The organism is Serratia sp. TSA_7 (genome assembly GCF_052692135.1).
Genome location: NZ_JBQZFU010000001.1, coordinates 1868890 through 1883669, shown reverse-complemented (window position 1 = coordinate 1883669; position 14780 = coordinate 1868890). Strand labels below are relative to the sequence as shown.

Sequence of the window (14780 nt, the reverse complement as noted above, 5' to 3'; positions counted from 1 at the left end):
TCTACCGACTGAACTACAGAGGAATCGTGTGAACGGGGCGAATAATAGCGGCGTGGCCCGGGCTTGTAAAGCGTGAAAACGTCTCGCCGTTCCGTTTGCTGCAAGATTATTCAACCTGCTGCTTTTTATCGCTTTTATTGGTGCAGCGCTGCACAACGGCCCACGGTGGGCCGCGAGATGCCTTGTGGTGGTGCAAGCCTGCGTCACCGGCCGCTGGTTGCGTGTCGGCGTTTGGTCGCGAAAATATCATTTTTTCTTATTTTTCCGTCGATTAGTTAGCGCTTTCTCTTATTCCGTTACGCTGGCCCGGATTTTGCAGTTCTGTTGTCAACATGGCTTTGCCATACGCAGTTCAGCGGCTCGACGGAGGCAATATGAATCTCAGACGTCTAAAATATTTCGTGAAAATCGTCGATATCGGCAGCCTGACCCAGGCGGCGGAGGTGCTGCATATCGCGCAGCCCGCACTCAGCCAACAGTTGGCGACGCTGGAAGGGGAGCTGAAGCAACAATTGCTGATCCGCACCAAGCGCGGCGTGCAGCCCACCGAAGCCGGCAACATTCTCTATGCCCACGCCCAAACCATTCTGCGCCAGTGCGAACAGGCGCAGAGCGCGGTCATAGGCGCAGGCCAGGCGGTGAGCGGGCAGGTTTCCGTCGGGCTGGCGCCGGGCAGCATGGCTGCGCAACTTGCGCTGCCGCTGTTGCAGGCGGTGCGTGACCGCCATCCCGGGATTTTACTCAGCCTGAACGAGAACATAGGTTCGATGCTGGCCGGGCAGGTAGCCAGCCAGAGCCTGGATATGGCGGTGATCTACGGAGCTAAAATGCCCGACGGCCTGCAGGCCACGGCGTTGATGAAGGAAGATCTGTATCTGGTGGCGACGCGTGCGGTGCCAAGCCCCGGTAGCAGCGTCGATCTGTTGGACGTGGCGCGGCTGAATCTGTTCCTGCCGCGCGAGGGCGATGTGGTGCGCACGCAGGTCGATGAAGCGATGGCGCTGCGCAAGCTGGCCGCTAACGTGATTGGCGAAATCGAATCCCCCAGTACGCTGAGCGCGGCCATCGCCAGCGGCCTGGGGGCGACCATTCTGCCGGAATCCGTTGCGCGGGCGATGATTGGCCCGGCCAAGGCGTGGATGGCGCGTATCGCCGCCCCGGCGCTGAGCGTGCCGCTTTCACTGTGCATTTCCAGCCAGCAATCGCTTTCCGCACCGGCGTTGGTGGTGAAGGATATTTTGCTGTCGATTGCCGCTGGCCGCAGCCAGGAAAAACGCACGCTGGCGCTGGTGCAATAGGGATTTAAAAAGGCCCACGCGCGGTGGGCCTGAAAGGCAGGTTAGCGGAACGGGGGCTCGTTGAAGGTGCGCAGCTTGCGCGAATGCAGCTTGTCGCCTTCGGCGCGCAACAGATCGATGGCGCAAATGCCTATCTGCAGGTGTTCCGAGATCGCCCCCTCATAGAAGCGGTTGGCCTGGCCCGGCAGCTTGATTTCGCCGTGCAGCGGCTTGTCGGAAACGCACAGCAGCGTGCCGTAAGGCACCCGGAAGCGGTAACCCTGCGCCGCGATGGTGGCGCTTTCCATATCCACCGCCACCGCGCGGCTGAGGTTAAAGCGCAGCGCCGAGGCGGAGTAGCGCAGCTCCCAGTTGCGATCGTCCGTGGTCACCACGGTGCCGGTACGCAGGCGCTGTTTCACCTCTTCGCCCGGCATGCCGCTGACCATTTTGGTGGCGTCATACAGCGCGCGCTGCACTTCGGCGATGCTCGGGATCGGGATATCCGGCGGCAGCACCGCGTCCAGCACGTGATCGTCACGCAGGTAGGCGTGGGCCAGCACGTAGTCGCCGATCGACTGGCTTTCGCGCAGCCCGCCGCAGTGGCCAATCATCAGCCAGGCGCTGGGGCGCAGCACCGCCAGATGGTCGCAAATGGTTTTGGCGTTGGACGGGCCGACGCCGATGTTGATCAGCGTAATGCCCTGGCCGTTGCGCGAAATCAGGTGGTAGGCCGGCATCTGGTGGTTTTTCCAGGCCAGATCGGACACCGCCTGTTCCGGCGCGGTGGTTTCCGGCGTGATGTAAATGCCGCCGGCGCTGGACAGCGCAATATAAGGGCTGTCCGGGTTGGCTATCTCGGCGCAGGCCCAGCGGACAAACTCATCCACATAGCGGGTGTAGTTGGTGAACAGCACGAAGGGCTGGAAATGCTCCACCGGGGTGCCGGTATAGTGCCGCAGCCGCGCCAGCGAGAAATCGGCCCGCAGCGCGTCGAAGTGCGACAGCGGGAAGGTGCTGGTGGCGTTGAACAGGCCGTCGGCGGTTTCATCGCCGATTTGCGCCAGCTCGGTGGTGGGGAAATGCTGCGCGAGGCTGGCGCTCATCGAGCGATCCAGCATCAGGTTCGAGCCGTCAATCACATAAGGAAAAGGGATCTCCTGCTGTGAAGGCGCCACTTCGATATGGGCGTCGTAGTCGTGCGCCAGCATTGCCAGTTGCTCGGTCAAATAGCTGCGAAACAGTTGCGGACGGGTAATGGTGGTGGTGTAGCGGCCGGTATGGGTAAAACGGCCGAAAGCGCGGGTTTTGCTCTGGCCGGTTTTCTGTCCGTCCCAACTTACGCGCAGCTCGGGGTAGACGAACAGCCCAGCGGCGCGGGTTTGTATGTCGGGCACGCTGCCGTGGCTGATAAAATCGCCCACCGCCTGGCGCAGCGCGGTAACAGAGGCGTCATACAGCGCTTCCAACTGGTCGATCGCCTGAGCGGGGGTGAGGCCGGTGCCGGATTGGTGACTACTCATTCTCTCTCCTTGGTTCTCCCGTCCCTGCGGCGGGAGGCATGCCGATATACCCTTCATATTTGACGTTATCTCTGCGTTTGCGGCGAGCATTCACCCCGTCACTGACGTGAGTCAGCCCTTGGGGTGCCAGGCTCTTGCTGCCTTGAGGTAACGCCAACTAATTTGGTTATAGCAATTTATCACAACAGGTTAGCTGAAGCTGGGCGCAAAAGCTTTGCCGAAATGGAACCGGAGAAAAAGTAAAGCGCAGCGGCAGGGCTGCCGCTGCGGCGTTGCGATCAGGAGGCCGGCTCTGCCTGTTCCACCTTCAGCGAAACCAGGCCGATGCCGCGTTTTTTCGGGGTAAAGCCGCCGTTGGCGCCTTCCTGCGGTTCGGTCGGGGCCGGTGGCGTAATGCTGATGTTTTGCGCGCCGGCGGGGTTGTTGAAGCGCAACGTGACGGTGGTGTCCTGCTCGCCGAGCGACACGAACTGCTCTTCTTCGCCCACGCGCACCGAGATCGGCGCACCGACGTTTTTGCCGTAGGCACGGGCGCGCAGCACCAGATCGAAGGTCGGCGGCAGCGGGGCGACATAGTCGATGTTGACCGCCGGCGCGAGGTTGGCGTCCGACCAGCGGCCCCAGTCCTCGACGCTGGATACGCCGGTGATTGCCTTCACCTGTTGCGGCATGCCCGGCAGCATAAAGGCGATGGCGTCCGCCTGATATTTAACGGCGGCGTCGTCCACCTTGAGCTTGTCGACGGCGTTCTGGTAGGCGGCAACGCTGTCCGCTGCGGGCTCGGTAAAGCTGACTTTGCCGCGGTAGTTGCCGCCCTTGGCCTGCACGATATGCGGCGGAGCGGCCAGATTGCCGGAGGCCACGCAGGTGTCGGTGCTCAGCGCCAGTTCGGGCGCCCACACCCGGCCAATCTCATAGCATTTATCTACCCAGACAAACTTTTCACCCGCCCCCAGGCCGGCGAGCTGCTTTTTCAGCGGCGTGGAAAGATAGACGTTAAACATGGGTTCGATTTTATTGTCCGTCACCTTGAGGATAAACGGTACCTTAAAGCTGATGCCGGAGAAGGTGAAGCTGTTGCGCTGGGTATCCAACTGGTAGTCGGAAATGCTGTTCGGGAAGCCCCATTGCTTCACCACCGCCGGTTTCCAGCCGTTGATTTTTTCTTCGATATTCAAGAAGACGGTAGCCAGCGTGGGGCTGGACAGGCTGCTGCGGCCGAGGCCGATATAGTTGTCGCCGCCCATCACGTCCAGCACAGTGGCGCCGTTGTCCAGCGTGCTGCGCTTTTCGTTATGCTGCGCGCTTTGCGGCTGCCTGCCGTCGATAATAAAGAACAGGTTGCGGCGCTTTTGTTTGGTCAGAATGTCGTAGGCGGTGTTGTTCATCGCCAGATGATCGGAAGACACCACGATCACGGTGTTTTTGAAGTATTCCGACCCTTTGATTTTGTCGATCAGGGCCGCGATATGCTGCTGGCTACAGGCCACTGCGCTCAGCGAACGGTTCTCTTTGTTCTGCCGGCTATAAGATTTTTTACTGCAGCTCGCGGAGATAAACCCGTCCGGGTGGTGGGTGTCCACGGTCAGCGCAAACAGCGAGAACTTCTTGTTCTGCTGCGACAGCTCGACGAACTTGTCGAAGACCACGTCCAGCACGGTATCGTCGTACCAGCCCCAGTCATTTTTGTAGCCCGGATCGCGGACCTGCTCGCGCAACTCCTTGTAGCCGTAGGCGTGGTCAAAGCCGTGCGATTTCAGGAAAGTGTCTTTGCCGGCGAAGGCCAGTTCAGCGCCCTGATAGAAATAATTGTCGTAGCCGGCGGCTTTCAGCACGTCGCCCAGGCAGACGTTTTCCGGGTAGAAGGTGGAAACGGCGCTGGAGGCGTTGCCGTCGAACGGGGCGAACAGCGGAATGCCGCACTGCGAAGCCACCATGCCGGCAATGGTATAGCCGGTGCCCGGCAACTGCTGGGTATTGCTGAAATCGATGCCGTTTTCACGGTGCCGATTCAGCTCGTCGGCGAGATCGGGGAAGACTTCCGGGTCGAAATAGGTGCGCTCAAGGCTTTCGGCATAGATGTACACCAGGTTCGGCGCTTTGCCCTGCAGGCTCTTTTTCGGCGCTTTGTAGTAGGTGTAAAAATCGGCGGTATCGCCGGTAATCTGGCTTCTGAGCAGCAGCGAAATATCCTGAAAAGCCGGGGTGGTGCCGACGGAGAACAGCGCCAACAGCACGGCGATCACACTGTAAACCACGCTGCTGCTTTTCGCTTTGTGGCGCACCAGGCTCCAGGCCAGCACGGCGAAAATCAACGCCAGCACCGCCAGCAGGCCGATAAACGGCAGCACGTACTTGCTGACGCCGGCCCCTTTCAGGCTGCTGGTGAGGGTGTAGATCACCGCATCGGTGATGCCGTCGCCGGTAAAATAGTTACTGGCGATCAGGATAACGTTGAGGATCAGATAGCTGCCCAGCAGGATCAGCAAAATGGAAAGCCACCAGCGGTTGGCGGCGGCCTTGTTCCGGTAGATCAAGATTGAGGCTAAAAAAAGTGCGAACGAGACTAATGCTGAAACCATCCACCGTACCCTGTCTGGTTAAAAAGAAAATCTTAACTGCCCTGGCAAAGGCTGCTGGCCCTGTCGCAGCGCGAAAGAGGAAGGGTATAGCGCATTGAACGCGCCAGGGTCAATGCGCGTTTGCACAGCGGGGTGGCCGCCAGGCGCGAATGAACAATTTTGTGACAATATTGTGACCCTGGTCACTGCTGAGAGGCGTGGGTCGCTGAAATATTGCTCACCGGGCATTTGGCTCTACCATTAATGAATGGCGCTGATTGCAGACCGGCGAGGCGCATTAACCTGTTCAGGAGAAAACATGCAGAGCATTTCCACTGCCGTACTGGATGATTTGGCGCCGCAGGGCGTACTGCGCGCGGCGATCAATTTAGGCAATCCGGTGCTGGCGCAATGGGGGCCGGATGGGGAGCCGCAAGGCGTGTCGGTCACGCTGGCCGGCGCACTGGCGCATGAGCTGGGCGTAGCGCTGGAGCTGGTGACCTATGATGCGGCGGGCAAGGTTTTCGCCGCGCTGGAAACCGCCGCCTGGGATGTCGCCTTTATGGCCATCGAACCGGTGCGGGCGGAGCAAATCGCCTTCAGTGCGCCTTACGTCATTATTGAGGGCACCTATCTGGTGGCGCAGGAGGCGCCTTATCGGCAGGTTGCCGAGCTCGACAGGCCTGGCATATGCATTGCGGTGGGCCAGGGCGCGGCCTATGACCTGTATCTGTCGCGTACTTTAAAGCAGGCGCAGCTGGTGCGGGCAGAGACTTCTCCCGCAGCGATCACCTTATTCTTCGAGCAAGCGTTGGACGCCGCTGCGGGCGTGCGTCAACCGCTGCTTGCCGCCGCTGCGGCGAACCCGGGATACCGGGTGCTGGACGGGCATTTTACCGCGATTCACCAGGCGATGGCGGTGCCGCGCGGTAAAGAGCAGGGGGCAGCCTATGTGCGCTGTTTTGTGGAAAGATGCAAGGCCAGCGGGTTGGTGCAGCAGGCGCTGAAGCGCAGCGGGCAGGGCGAGGTGACGGTGGCGCCTGCGGCGTGAGGCGGCTGGCAACGGGCTTTCGTTGTTCAAGGGTAGGGGCGCTGCATACAGCGCCCCCGCGAATAACCTTTAATGCAGTTCCACGGCGTATTGTTCCACCGGGGTGATTTTCTTGATCAGTTTGTTGTCGAACAGGAATTGTTCGTAAGCCTGGTAGCGCGCGGTGTCCAGTTTGGCCGGATCGGTGGCGAACAGCGGCAAGCTCGCTTGCCACGCCTGCTTGTTCAGTTCGGTGTTCAGCTCCGGATGGGTTTTGGCGAAGGCCAGCCAGGTTTCCTGTGGGTGAGCCTGCAGATAATCGTTGCCTTTTTTCAGCGCGGCGAGGAATTTCCTGATCTTCGGCTCGGCTACCGCGTCGCGGTTGGCGACGATGATCAGTTCGTCATAGGCCGGCACGCCGTAGTCCTCGACGTTGAACACCACCGGATTTTTCCCCTGCAGTTTCAGCTCCAGCGCTTCAATGTTGCGATAACCGCCGATTACCGCATCGACCTGGCCCGCCAACAGGGCGCTGGTCAGTTGGAAATTGACGTTAATCAGCTTCATGTCGTTCGGGTCGAGATGCGCATGCTTGGCCATGGTGGCCAGCGTGGCCTGCTCGATGCCGCTGACGGAATAGCCGATTTTTTTGCCTTTGAGATCCGCCGGCGAGGTGATGCTTTTATCCAGCGTCATCAGGGTATTGAGCGGCGAGTTAATCAGGGTGCCCACGCGCACCAACGGCAGGCCCTGATCGGCGAAGAAGTGCAATTGCGGCTGATAGGTAATGGCGAGGTCGGCCTGTTTTGCCGCCACCAGGCGCGGCGGCAGCGCCGGATCGGAAGGGGGCACAATCTTGACCTCGAGGCCTTCGGCCTTGAAGGCGCCAATTTGCTCGGCCACCATGATGGGTGCGTGATCGGGATTGATATACCAGTCGAGCACCAGCGTCAGTTTTTCGGCGGCGGCAGCATTGCCGGCCAGAGCGGCGCTGAGCATCAGCCCGCAGAAGGTTTGCTTGATCATTTCTTACCCCAGTCGTTAAAAAGTTATCAGTCGTTTTCCGGCGCCCAGTCGATCAGGCGCAGCAGCAGCGCATCCACCGTCATCCACAGCAAGACGGTCATCAGCACCAGAATAAACAGCGCGGCAAAGCAGACGTCGGTCTGCATGCGCGCGTTGGCGTTCAGCATCACGTAGCCCAATCCTTCCGCCGAGCCGACCCATTCGCCGATAATCGCGCCGATGGGCGCGACGGCGGCGGCCATGCGCAACCCGGAACCAAAGGCCGGCAGCGCCGCCATCAGCCGCACATGGCGCAGTTGCGCCCAGGGGGAAGCGCCCATGGTGCGAGCCAGATCGAGATAATCGTTATTGACCCGGCGCAGCCCATCAAAGAATGCGGAGGTGACCGGGAAGAAGATCACCAGTACCGCCATCGCCACTTTGGCGCTCATGCCGAAGCCGAACCACAGCACCAGCAGCGGCGCCAGCGCAAACACCGGTATCGCCTGGCTGGTCAGCACCAGCGGCATCAGCCAGCGTTGCAGACGGGGCGAATAGATCATGCACAGCGCCAGCGCGGCGCCGAGCAATACCCCAATCCCCAGCCCGCAGGCAATCTCCGAGGCGGTGATCAGCGTGTGATAAGCAAGATAGGCGCGCCCGCTCCACAGCGCCTGCGCCACCGCAGAGGGGGAAGGCAGCAAAAAGGCGGGAATATCGCCCAACGTGATGAGCCACCACAGCAGCAGTAAACCGGCGAACACCGTCAGGCTGCGGCGCACCCGCGACAGGCGGTTTTCAACCCGTAGCTTCATTCGGCGGCCCTCATCAGTTGCTGCAACAGCTCGCCCTGGCTTTTCAGCAGATGGGGATCGTCCGGCGCGCGCGGCGGCAGGCCGCTGATGACGTGCGTATCGTCAATGCCGGCAGGGTAGCGGGAGAGCACCAGCAGGCGATGGCTCAGGCGGCAGGCCTCCATCGGATCATGGGTAATCAGCAGCACGGTATGCTGCGCCAACAGCTCGGCCGCCAGGGTTTGGATCATGGCGCGGGTGATGGCGTCCAGCGCCGAAAAGGGTTCGTCCATCAGCACAATCGGCTGGCGTTCATACAGCGTGCGCGCGATGGCGGCGCGCTGGCGCATGCCGCCGGACAACGCCGAGGGCAGGGCTTTGGCGTAACCGCTCAGCCCCACGCGCTCGAGCAGATGCCCGGCCCATTCCCGGTCGGTTTTTTCACCGCGCAGCCGCGCACCGAGGCTGATGTTTTCGGCGACGGTCAGCCACGGATAGAGCAGGTCCTTTTGCCCCATATAGGCGATGCGGCCGGCTATCGGCAGGCCATCGCTGCCGGTCACTTCGCCGGCGGTGGGCCGCATCAGCCCGGCGATAATCTTCAGCAGGCTGGTTTTGCCCGCGCCGCTGGCGCCGAGCAGGGCGACAACGCTGCCGCCGGCGATATCAAAACTCAGCCGATCGAAAATCACCTGCCGGCCAAAACGCAGGCTGAGATCCCGCACCTGAATGCCGGGCGGCGCGATGCGGTCACTCATGAGGCGTTCAACCCCATCTGCCAGAAGGCGGACTCCAGCCGGGTGGCGGTGGTGAAAATCCCCGCAAGCTCGGCAAAGCGGCTTTCTGCGCCACGCTGCCGGCCCACGCTCTCCAGCAGGTCGAGGGCCGCCTGCACGCCGGCCAGATAGTTTTTATCGCCATAGTTGCGGATCCACGAGGCGTAAGGATTGCCTTCCATCACCGTCGCCGGGTCGTCAAGCAGGCGCAAGCCAATCTCGGCATAGCCTGCGACGCAGGGCATCAGCGCCGCCAGCAGATCCAGCGCATCGCCGGAGTGGCCGATATCGAGCACATAGCGGGTGTAGTTCAGGGTTTCCGCCACCTCGGGTTCGGCGGCAATCTCGGGTTCGCCCAGCCCCCAACCGGCGCAGTAAGCCAGATGCAAAGGCAGTTCGGCGACGATGGCATTGAGCGAAGCAGTGGCCGCGCGCATCTCCGGCAGCGTGCGCAGCTTGCTCACCAGCAGGGCGTAAGCGCGGGCGAAGTGGATCAGGAACAGATAATCCTGGGTCAGATAGCGGCGGAACGCGGATTCAGGCAGCGTGCCGGCGGCCAGTTGCCGAATAAAAGGATGAGCAACGTAGTCCTGCCAGTCCGGGCCTGCCTGTTGGCGCAGCCGGCCGTAAAGACCGTTATCGAAAAGGGGAGTAAACATGGGACCTCCAAAAGTGAGTGGAGATCCGGGCGCGCTGAGGTATGAACAGGCAATGACCGAGGGAGTGATTGCCGACCCGTCCCTTCGCTGGCATGACCCAGATCAGGTTCAAAGGGTTCGGCTTGCGCCATCTCAGCCCGTAACAGGACACCCCTCGGAGGAGCCTGTTATACGATATTTGCTTTTTGATTACAATGCTCGGACGAGGGGGAACGACGGGAGCGGCAATCGGTTCGTTTAGTGCGGTTCGCGACGATTTCTCTGGCACCGGCGGCGGCATTTTTGCACTGTAATCCGGTAATGTTGACTCTGAGGAACACTCCCATGAAGAAGATCGGTTTTCTCTCTTTTGGTCACTGGACGCCTTCGGCACAGTCCGGCACCCGTTCGGCGGCGGATGCGCTGCTGCAATCCATCGATCTTGCGGTCGCCGCAGAGGAGCTCGGGGCGGATGGCGCCTATTTCCGCGTGCATCACTTCGCCCGCCAGCTCAGTTCCCCGTTCCCGCTGCTGGCCGCCGTCGGCGCCAAAACCCAGCGCATAGAGATCGGCACCGGCGTGATCGATATGCGCTATGAAAACCCGCTTTATATGGTGGAAGACGCCGGAGCCGCCGATCTGATTTCAGGCGGACGGCTGCAACTCGGCATCAGCCGCGGTTCGCCCGAGCAGGTTATCGAAGGCTGGCGCTATTTTGGCTATACGCCCGCAGAAGGCGAGACCGAGGCCGATATGGCCCGTCGCCACACCGAGGTGTTGCTCGACGCGCTGCGCGGTGAGGGCTTTGCCGAGCCGAACCCGCAGCCGATGTTCCCCAATCCACCGGGGCTGCTGCGCATCGAACCTTTTTCCGCCGGCCTGCGCGATCGCATCTGGTGGGGGGCCAGCTCCAACGCCACGGCGGTGTGGGCGGCAAAACTGGGGATGAACCTGCAAAGCTCGACGCTGAAAAACGACGAAACCGGCGAGCCCTTCCACATTCAGCAGGCCAAGCAGATCCGCGCTTACCGCGCCGCCTGGAAAGAGGCGGGCCACCCGCGTGAACCGCGCGTGTCGGTAAGCCGCAGCATCTTTGCGCTGTTGAACCAGCAGGACCGCAGCTACTTCGGCGGCAGCGGCAAGGAAGGCGATCAGGTCGGGTATATCGACCAGCAAACCCGGGCGATTTTTGGCCGCAGCTACGCCGCCGAACCGGAAGAACTGATCAAACAGCTGGCGCAGGACGAAGCCATTGCCGAGGCGGACACCTTGCTGTTAACCGTGCCTAACCAGTTGGGCGTCGATTACAACGCGCACGTGATTGAGTCGATCCTCACCCATGTCGCTCCGGCGCTGGGCTGGCGTTGATGTCTCAACAATAAAAGGAAGCTGGCCATGTCTCGTATTTTCATTACCGGCTCGGCGGACGGGCTGGGGCGCGCGGCAGCGGAAACCTTGCTGGGCGAAGGGCATCAGGTGATCGTTCACGCGCGCGAGCCAGGCCGGCTTCACGGCGTGCGCGATTTGCTGGACCGCGGCGCGCTGGCGGTCACCGGCGATTTGTCTGATCTGCAGCAGACCCGAGAGGTGGCCGAACAGGTGAACCGCATCGGGCGTCCGGATGCGGTCATTCACAATGCCGGTGTCTTCACCGGGCCGCAGGTGTTGGCGGTCAACGTGATTGCGCCTTATCTGCTGACGGCGCTTATCGCTCGCCCGTCGCGTTTGGTGTATTTGAGCAGCAGCATGCATTTTGACGGCCGCGCCGCGTTGGAAAAGGTGGACTGGCGCGGGCACGCGGCCGTCTCCTATTCGGACAGCAAACTGTGGGTGACGGCGCTCGCCGCCGCCGTAGCCCGGCGTTGGCCGGGCGTGGTCAGTAGCGCGGTCGATCCCGGCTGGGTGCCGACCAAAATGGGCGGCGAAAATGCGCCCGGCGATCTGCGCCTGGGGCACCTGACGCAAGAGTGGCTGGTCACCAGCGAAGATGCGCAGGCCGGCGTTTCCGGCGGTTATTGGCATCACCAGCGCCGTCTGGAGCCGCATGCCGCCGCGGGCGATCCGGCTTTTCAGGATGCGCTGTTGGCGGAACTCGAACGCGTTACCGGCGTTGCGCTGGCGATATCCTGAGCGGAAAATCGGTGGCGGCCAGGGTGGCATGAAATGCGCGTTATTGACTTATTTTGCTCAAATTGTATTTTAAAGCCATGCATACATTCCTGATTATCGTCCCCGAAGGGGGCATGCTGTTTGAGTCGGCGGGTATCGCCGATATCCTGATGCAAGCCAACCGCTTGAGGCCCAACGACGCTCCGCTCTATCGGATTGAGGTCGCCACCACGCAATCTCATCGGGTGGTGCATGGGTCATCAGGATTGAATTTGCTGGCCGATCACCGCCTTGCCGATCTCGACCCTGAACAGGAACGTGACACTGTCATTGTCACCGGAAAGGGGGCGACCGAGGAAGAAGGCGCGTTTGTCGCAGGCTGGCTGCGTCGCGCCGCCCCCAACGCACGCCGTATCGCTTCCGTTTGCGGTGGGGCCCTGCTGCTTGCCGAGGCCGGTTTGCTCGAAGGGCGCCGGGCGACGACGCACTGGCGCTTGTTGGATACCCTGCAATCTCGTTTCCCGAAGGTGAAGGTCGAAAACGGGCCGATCTACGTTCAGGACGGGCCCGTCTGGACCTCCGGCGGCGTCAGCTCCGGTTTCGATCTCACTCTGGCGCTGGTGGAAGACGATTACGGTTTTATTCAGGCACGCGAAGTGGCGCAAGATCTGGTGATGTTTCTTCGTCGCCCCGGCGGGCAGTTGCAGTTCAGCCGCTATCCGTTGAATCAGGCCAAAACGCCTGGCCCGATCCGCGATCTCCAGTCCTGGATCCTGGAAAACCTGGACGGCGATCTTTCCGTTGAGAAACTGGCCGAAAGGGTCGCCATGAGCCCGCGAAACTTTACGCGCGTCTTCACCCGCGAGACCGGCATCTCTCCCGCCAAATTCGTCGAAGAAGGGCGCTTGCATACCGCCCGGCAGCGCCTGGAGCAGAGTGCGGAAGGCATCGAGCATATCGCCGTGACCACCGGCTTCGGCAATGGCCTCAACCTGCGGCGCGTGTTCGAAAGAAACCTGCAACTGACGCCTACCGAGTACCGCGATCGTTTCCATTCGCGCAATTTGGCGTAAATTGATCTATAAACGTCATTTGCGCCATGTGTCTCTCCCGGCTAGATTGGCAGGCAGAGACAATAACGAAGGGGTAGATCATGGTCAAAGTAGGCATTAACGGTTTCGGCAGAATCGGGCGCAATGTTTTACGTGCGGCATTAGGGCGCAGTGACTTTCAGGTTGTCGCGATCAACGATTTGACCGACAGCAAAACTCTGGCGCATCTGCTGAAATACGACTCGCTGTCAGGCACCTTGGCCGCCAGCGTCGAGGCCGGTGAAAACCAGCTGCAGCTGGATGGCCGGCCGATTCATGTTTTCTCTGAAAGAGATCCTGGCGCAATCCCGTGGAACAGCGTCGGCGTCGACATCGTGATCGAAGCGACGGGCTTTTTTACCGACAAAAGCCAGGCCGAGGTGCACATCACGAAAGGCGGTGCCAAGCGCGTTATCATCTCGGCGCCGGCCAAGAACGACGACATCACCATAGTGATGGGCGTTAACCATCAGGATTACGATCCGGCCAGGCATCGGGTGGTCAGTAACGGCAGTTGCACCACCAACGGGCTGGCGCCTGCCGCGCAGGTGCTGCATCAGACCTTCGGCATTGAATACGGCCTGATGAACACCACCCACGCCTACACCAATAGCCAGGCACTGCACGATCAGCCGGAAAAAGATTTACGTGGCGCGCGCGCTGCCGCTCAGTCGATTGTGCCTTACTCCAGCGGCGCGGCCAAAGCGCTCGGCAAGGTGATCCCGGAGCTGGATGGCCGCCTGACCGGCTACTCGCTGCGGGTGCCGGTCCCGGTGGTGTCTATCGTTGATTTAACGGTGACCTTGAAACGCGAAGCGACGAGCGAAGAAATCAACGCCGCCTTCCGCCAGGCGGCGGAGTCGGGGCCGCTCAAGGGGATCCTTGGCTACAGCGATGAACCTTTGGTGTCGAGCGATTATAAAGGCGATCCGCGTTCGTCCATTATCGACGGGCTGTCTACCTTGGTTATCGGCGGCAAGCTGGTCAAGATCCTGGCCTGGTATGACAACGAATGGGGTTTCTCCAACCGCCTGGTCGATCTCGCGTTGCTGATGGAAAAACGCGGGTTGTAGTCGGTTACCCGAGCAGGGGCGCTGCATGCTGCGCCTGCGATGCCAGACGCCAGAAAATCGTCCCCTCAGGGGACGATTTTTTTCAGCGCAGTATCATAACCGCGCGATACGCATTAACTCGTCTTTGGCCCCAGGGGCCACCGCCAGCACCGGCGCGCCGCGCAACAGCTGTTCCCCTTGAGCGTTAAACGGATGCGTCCAGCCGCCGGCTTCGTTCACCAGGCAATAACCCGCCAGACAGTCCCAGGCGTGCATATAAGGTTCGTAATAACCGACCAGCCGCCCGGCGGCGACCCATGCCAGCATCATGGCGCCGGAACCGTTGCGGAAGAAATTGCCGCCGACCGCCGTGATCTCGGCGGCGATTTCACCGACGCGTTCAGGTGCCACATAGCTGTTGGCGCCAAACCCGGTGATGTGGTTTTGCAAGGTGCGCGCCGGATCCACATGCAGCGGTTTGCCATTGAGCGTGGCACCCGCACCTTGCGCCGCGATGAAGCATTCCTGTTGGCAGGGTGCCATGATCACGCCGATCACCGGCTCGCCCTGATAAATGACGGCAATGGACACGCACCAGTTCGGCATGCCGTTGACGAAGGGGCTGGTGCCGTCAATCGGATCGACCACCCAGTGATAGCCTGAATTCCCGGGTTGCAGGCCGAACTCTTCACCGAGAAAACCGTCGTCCGGAAACGCCTGGGCGATCTGTCCGCGGATCAGCAGCTCGACCTCGCGATCGGCGATCGATACCACGTCCTGCGCATCGCGTTTGGTTTCGATCACCAGGCTTTCGCGACGGTTGAAATAGTCCAGCGCCTTGGCTCCCGCCTCGCGCGCCACCCGTTCGGCCAGCGCCAGACGCCGGGAGATTTGTTCGTTCATAGCAGATCCTTAAAGTTGCGG

Annotated in this window: 13 protein-coding genes and 1 riboswitch; of the genes, 6 read left to right on the top strand and 7 right to left on the bottom strand. The window is 61.0% G+C overall.

Translation table 11 applies throughout. The annotated features are described in order from the left end of the window. Nucleotides 1-374: 374 nt before the first annotated feature. Nucleotides 375-1298 carry a nitrogen assimilation transcriptional regulator NAC gene (gene nac, locus ACUTQW_RS08930; RefSeq protein ID WP_004946527.1) on the top strand — a complete coding sequence of 308 codons (924 nt, stop codon included), beginning with the start codon at nucleotides 375-377 and terminating at the stop codon, nucleotides 1296-1298. Between the two features lie 41 nt (nucleotides 1299-1339). Here the strand turns inward: nac and ACUTQW_RS08925 are convergent, their stop codons facing one another. Continuing rightward, nucleotides 1340-2800: an AMP nucleosidase gene (locus ACUTQW_RS08925; protein WP_004946522.1), complete on the bottom strand. Its 1461-nt coding sequence runs from the start codon at nucleotides 2798-2800 to the stop codon at nucleotides 1340-1342. Between the two features lie 278 nt (nucleotides 2801-3078). Continuing rightward, nucleotides 3079-5382, bottom strand: a complete 2304-nt coding sequence (gene opgB, locus ACUTQW_RS08920) for a phosphatidylglycerol--membrane-oligosaccharide glycerophosphotransferase (RefSeq protein WP_202291872.1) — start codon at nucleotides 5380-5382, stop codon at nucleotides 3079-3081. 298 nt (nucleotides 5383-5680) lie between these two features. Between opgB and ACUTQW_RS08915 the strand changes: the two genes are divergently transcribed. Continuing rightward, nucleotides 5681-6412, top strand: coding sequence for an ABC transporter substrate-binding protein (locus tag ACUTQW_RS08915; protein ID WP_445654840.1), 732 nt, complete (start codon nucleotides 5681-5683; stop codon nucleotides 6410-6412). Between the two features lie 69 nt (nucleotides 6413-6481). Here the strand turns inward: ACUTQW_RS08915 and ACUTQW_RS08910 are convergent, their stop codons facing one another. Genes ACUTQW_RS08910 through ACUTQW_RS08895 form a run of 4 tightly spaced genes read right to left on the bottom strand, consistent with a single transcriptional unit; the run spans nucleotide 6482 to nucleotide 9625 of the window. Beyond that, complete coding sequence (locus ACUTQW_RS08910) at nucleotides 6482-7417, bottom strand: ABC transporter substrate-binding protein (protein ID WP_198640649.1); 936 nt, start codon at nucleotides 7415-7417, stop codon at nucleotides 6482-6484. A 26-nt stretch (nucleotides 7418-7443) separates the two neighbouring features. Continuing rightward, a complete protein-coding gene (locus tag ACUTQW_RS08905; RefSeq protein WP_004946512.1) occupies nucleotides 7444-8211 on the bottom strand; it encodes an ABC transporter permease in 768 nt (255 codons plus the stop codon). Next, nucleotides 8208-8948, bottom strand: a complete 741-nt coding sequence (locus tag ACUTQW_RS08900) for an ABC transporter ATP-binding protein (RefSeq protein ID WP_020439325.1) — start codon at nucleotides 8946-8948, stop codon at nucleotides 8208-8210. The genes ACUTQW_RS08905 and ACUTQW_RS08900 overlap by 4 nt, the downstream gene beginning before the upstream one ends. Continuing rightward, nucleotides 8945-9625, bottom strand: coding sequence for a TenA family protein (locus ACUTQW_RS08895; protein ID WP_020439324.1), 681 nt, complete (start codon nucleotides 9623-9625; stop codon nucleotides 8945-8947). The genes ACUTQW_RS08900 and ACUTQW_RS08895 overlap by 4 nt, the downstream gene beginning before the upstream one ends. A gap of 62 nt (nucleotides 9626-9687) precedes the next feature. Next, nucleotides 9688-9790: riboswitch (TPP riboswitch) on the bottom strand. 159 nt (nucleotides 9791-9949) lie between these two features. Here ACUTQW_RS08895 and ACUTQW_RS08890 point away from each other — a divergent pair. The 4 genes from ACUTQW_RS08890 (at nucleotide 9950) to gap (ending at nucleotide 13877) form a co-directional block, all read left to right on the top strand. Beyond that, the gene (locus tag ACUTQW_RS08890) at nucleotides 9950-10972 is read left to right on the top strand and encodes an LLM class flavin-dependent oxidoreductase (protein WP_006326363.1); all 1023 of its coding nucleotides are present in this window, start codon (nucleotides 9950-9952) and stop codon (nucleotides 10970-10972) included. A 27-nt stretch (nucleotides 10973-10999) separates the two neighbouring features. Further along, entirely contained in the window at nucleotides 11000-11734 is a 735-nt protein-coding gene (locus tag ACUTQW_RS08885; RefSeq protein WP_020439323.1) for an SDR family NAD(P)-dependent oxidoreductase, read from the top strand. Nucleotides 11735-11811: 77 nt separating this feature from the next. Then, nucleotides 11812-12786: a GlxA family transcriptional regulator gene (locus ACUTQW_RS08880; RefSeq protein WP_041417737.1), complete on the top strand. Its 975-nt coding sequence runs from the start codon at nucleotides 11812-11814 to the stop codon at nucleotides 12784-12786. An 80-nt stretch (nucleotides 12787-12866) separates the two neighbouring features. Next, a complete protein-coding gene (gap, locus tag ACUTQW_RS08875) occupies nucleotides 12867-13877 on the top strand; it encodes a type I glyceraldehyde-3-phosphate dehydrogenase (RefSeq protein WP_020439321.1) in 1011 nt (336 codons plus the stop codon). A gap of 93 nt (nucleotides 13878-13970) precedes the next feature. On the opposite strand, the gene ACUTQW_RS08870 is transcribed toward gap, so the two are convergent. Continuing rightward, nucleotides 13971-14759, bottom strand: a complete 789-nt coding sequence (locus ACUTQW_RS08870; protein ID WP_020439320.1) for an inositol monophosphatase family protein — start codon at nucleotides 14757-14759, stop codon at nucleotides 13971-13973. Between the last annotated feature and the right edge of the window lie 21 nt (nucleotides 14760-14780).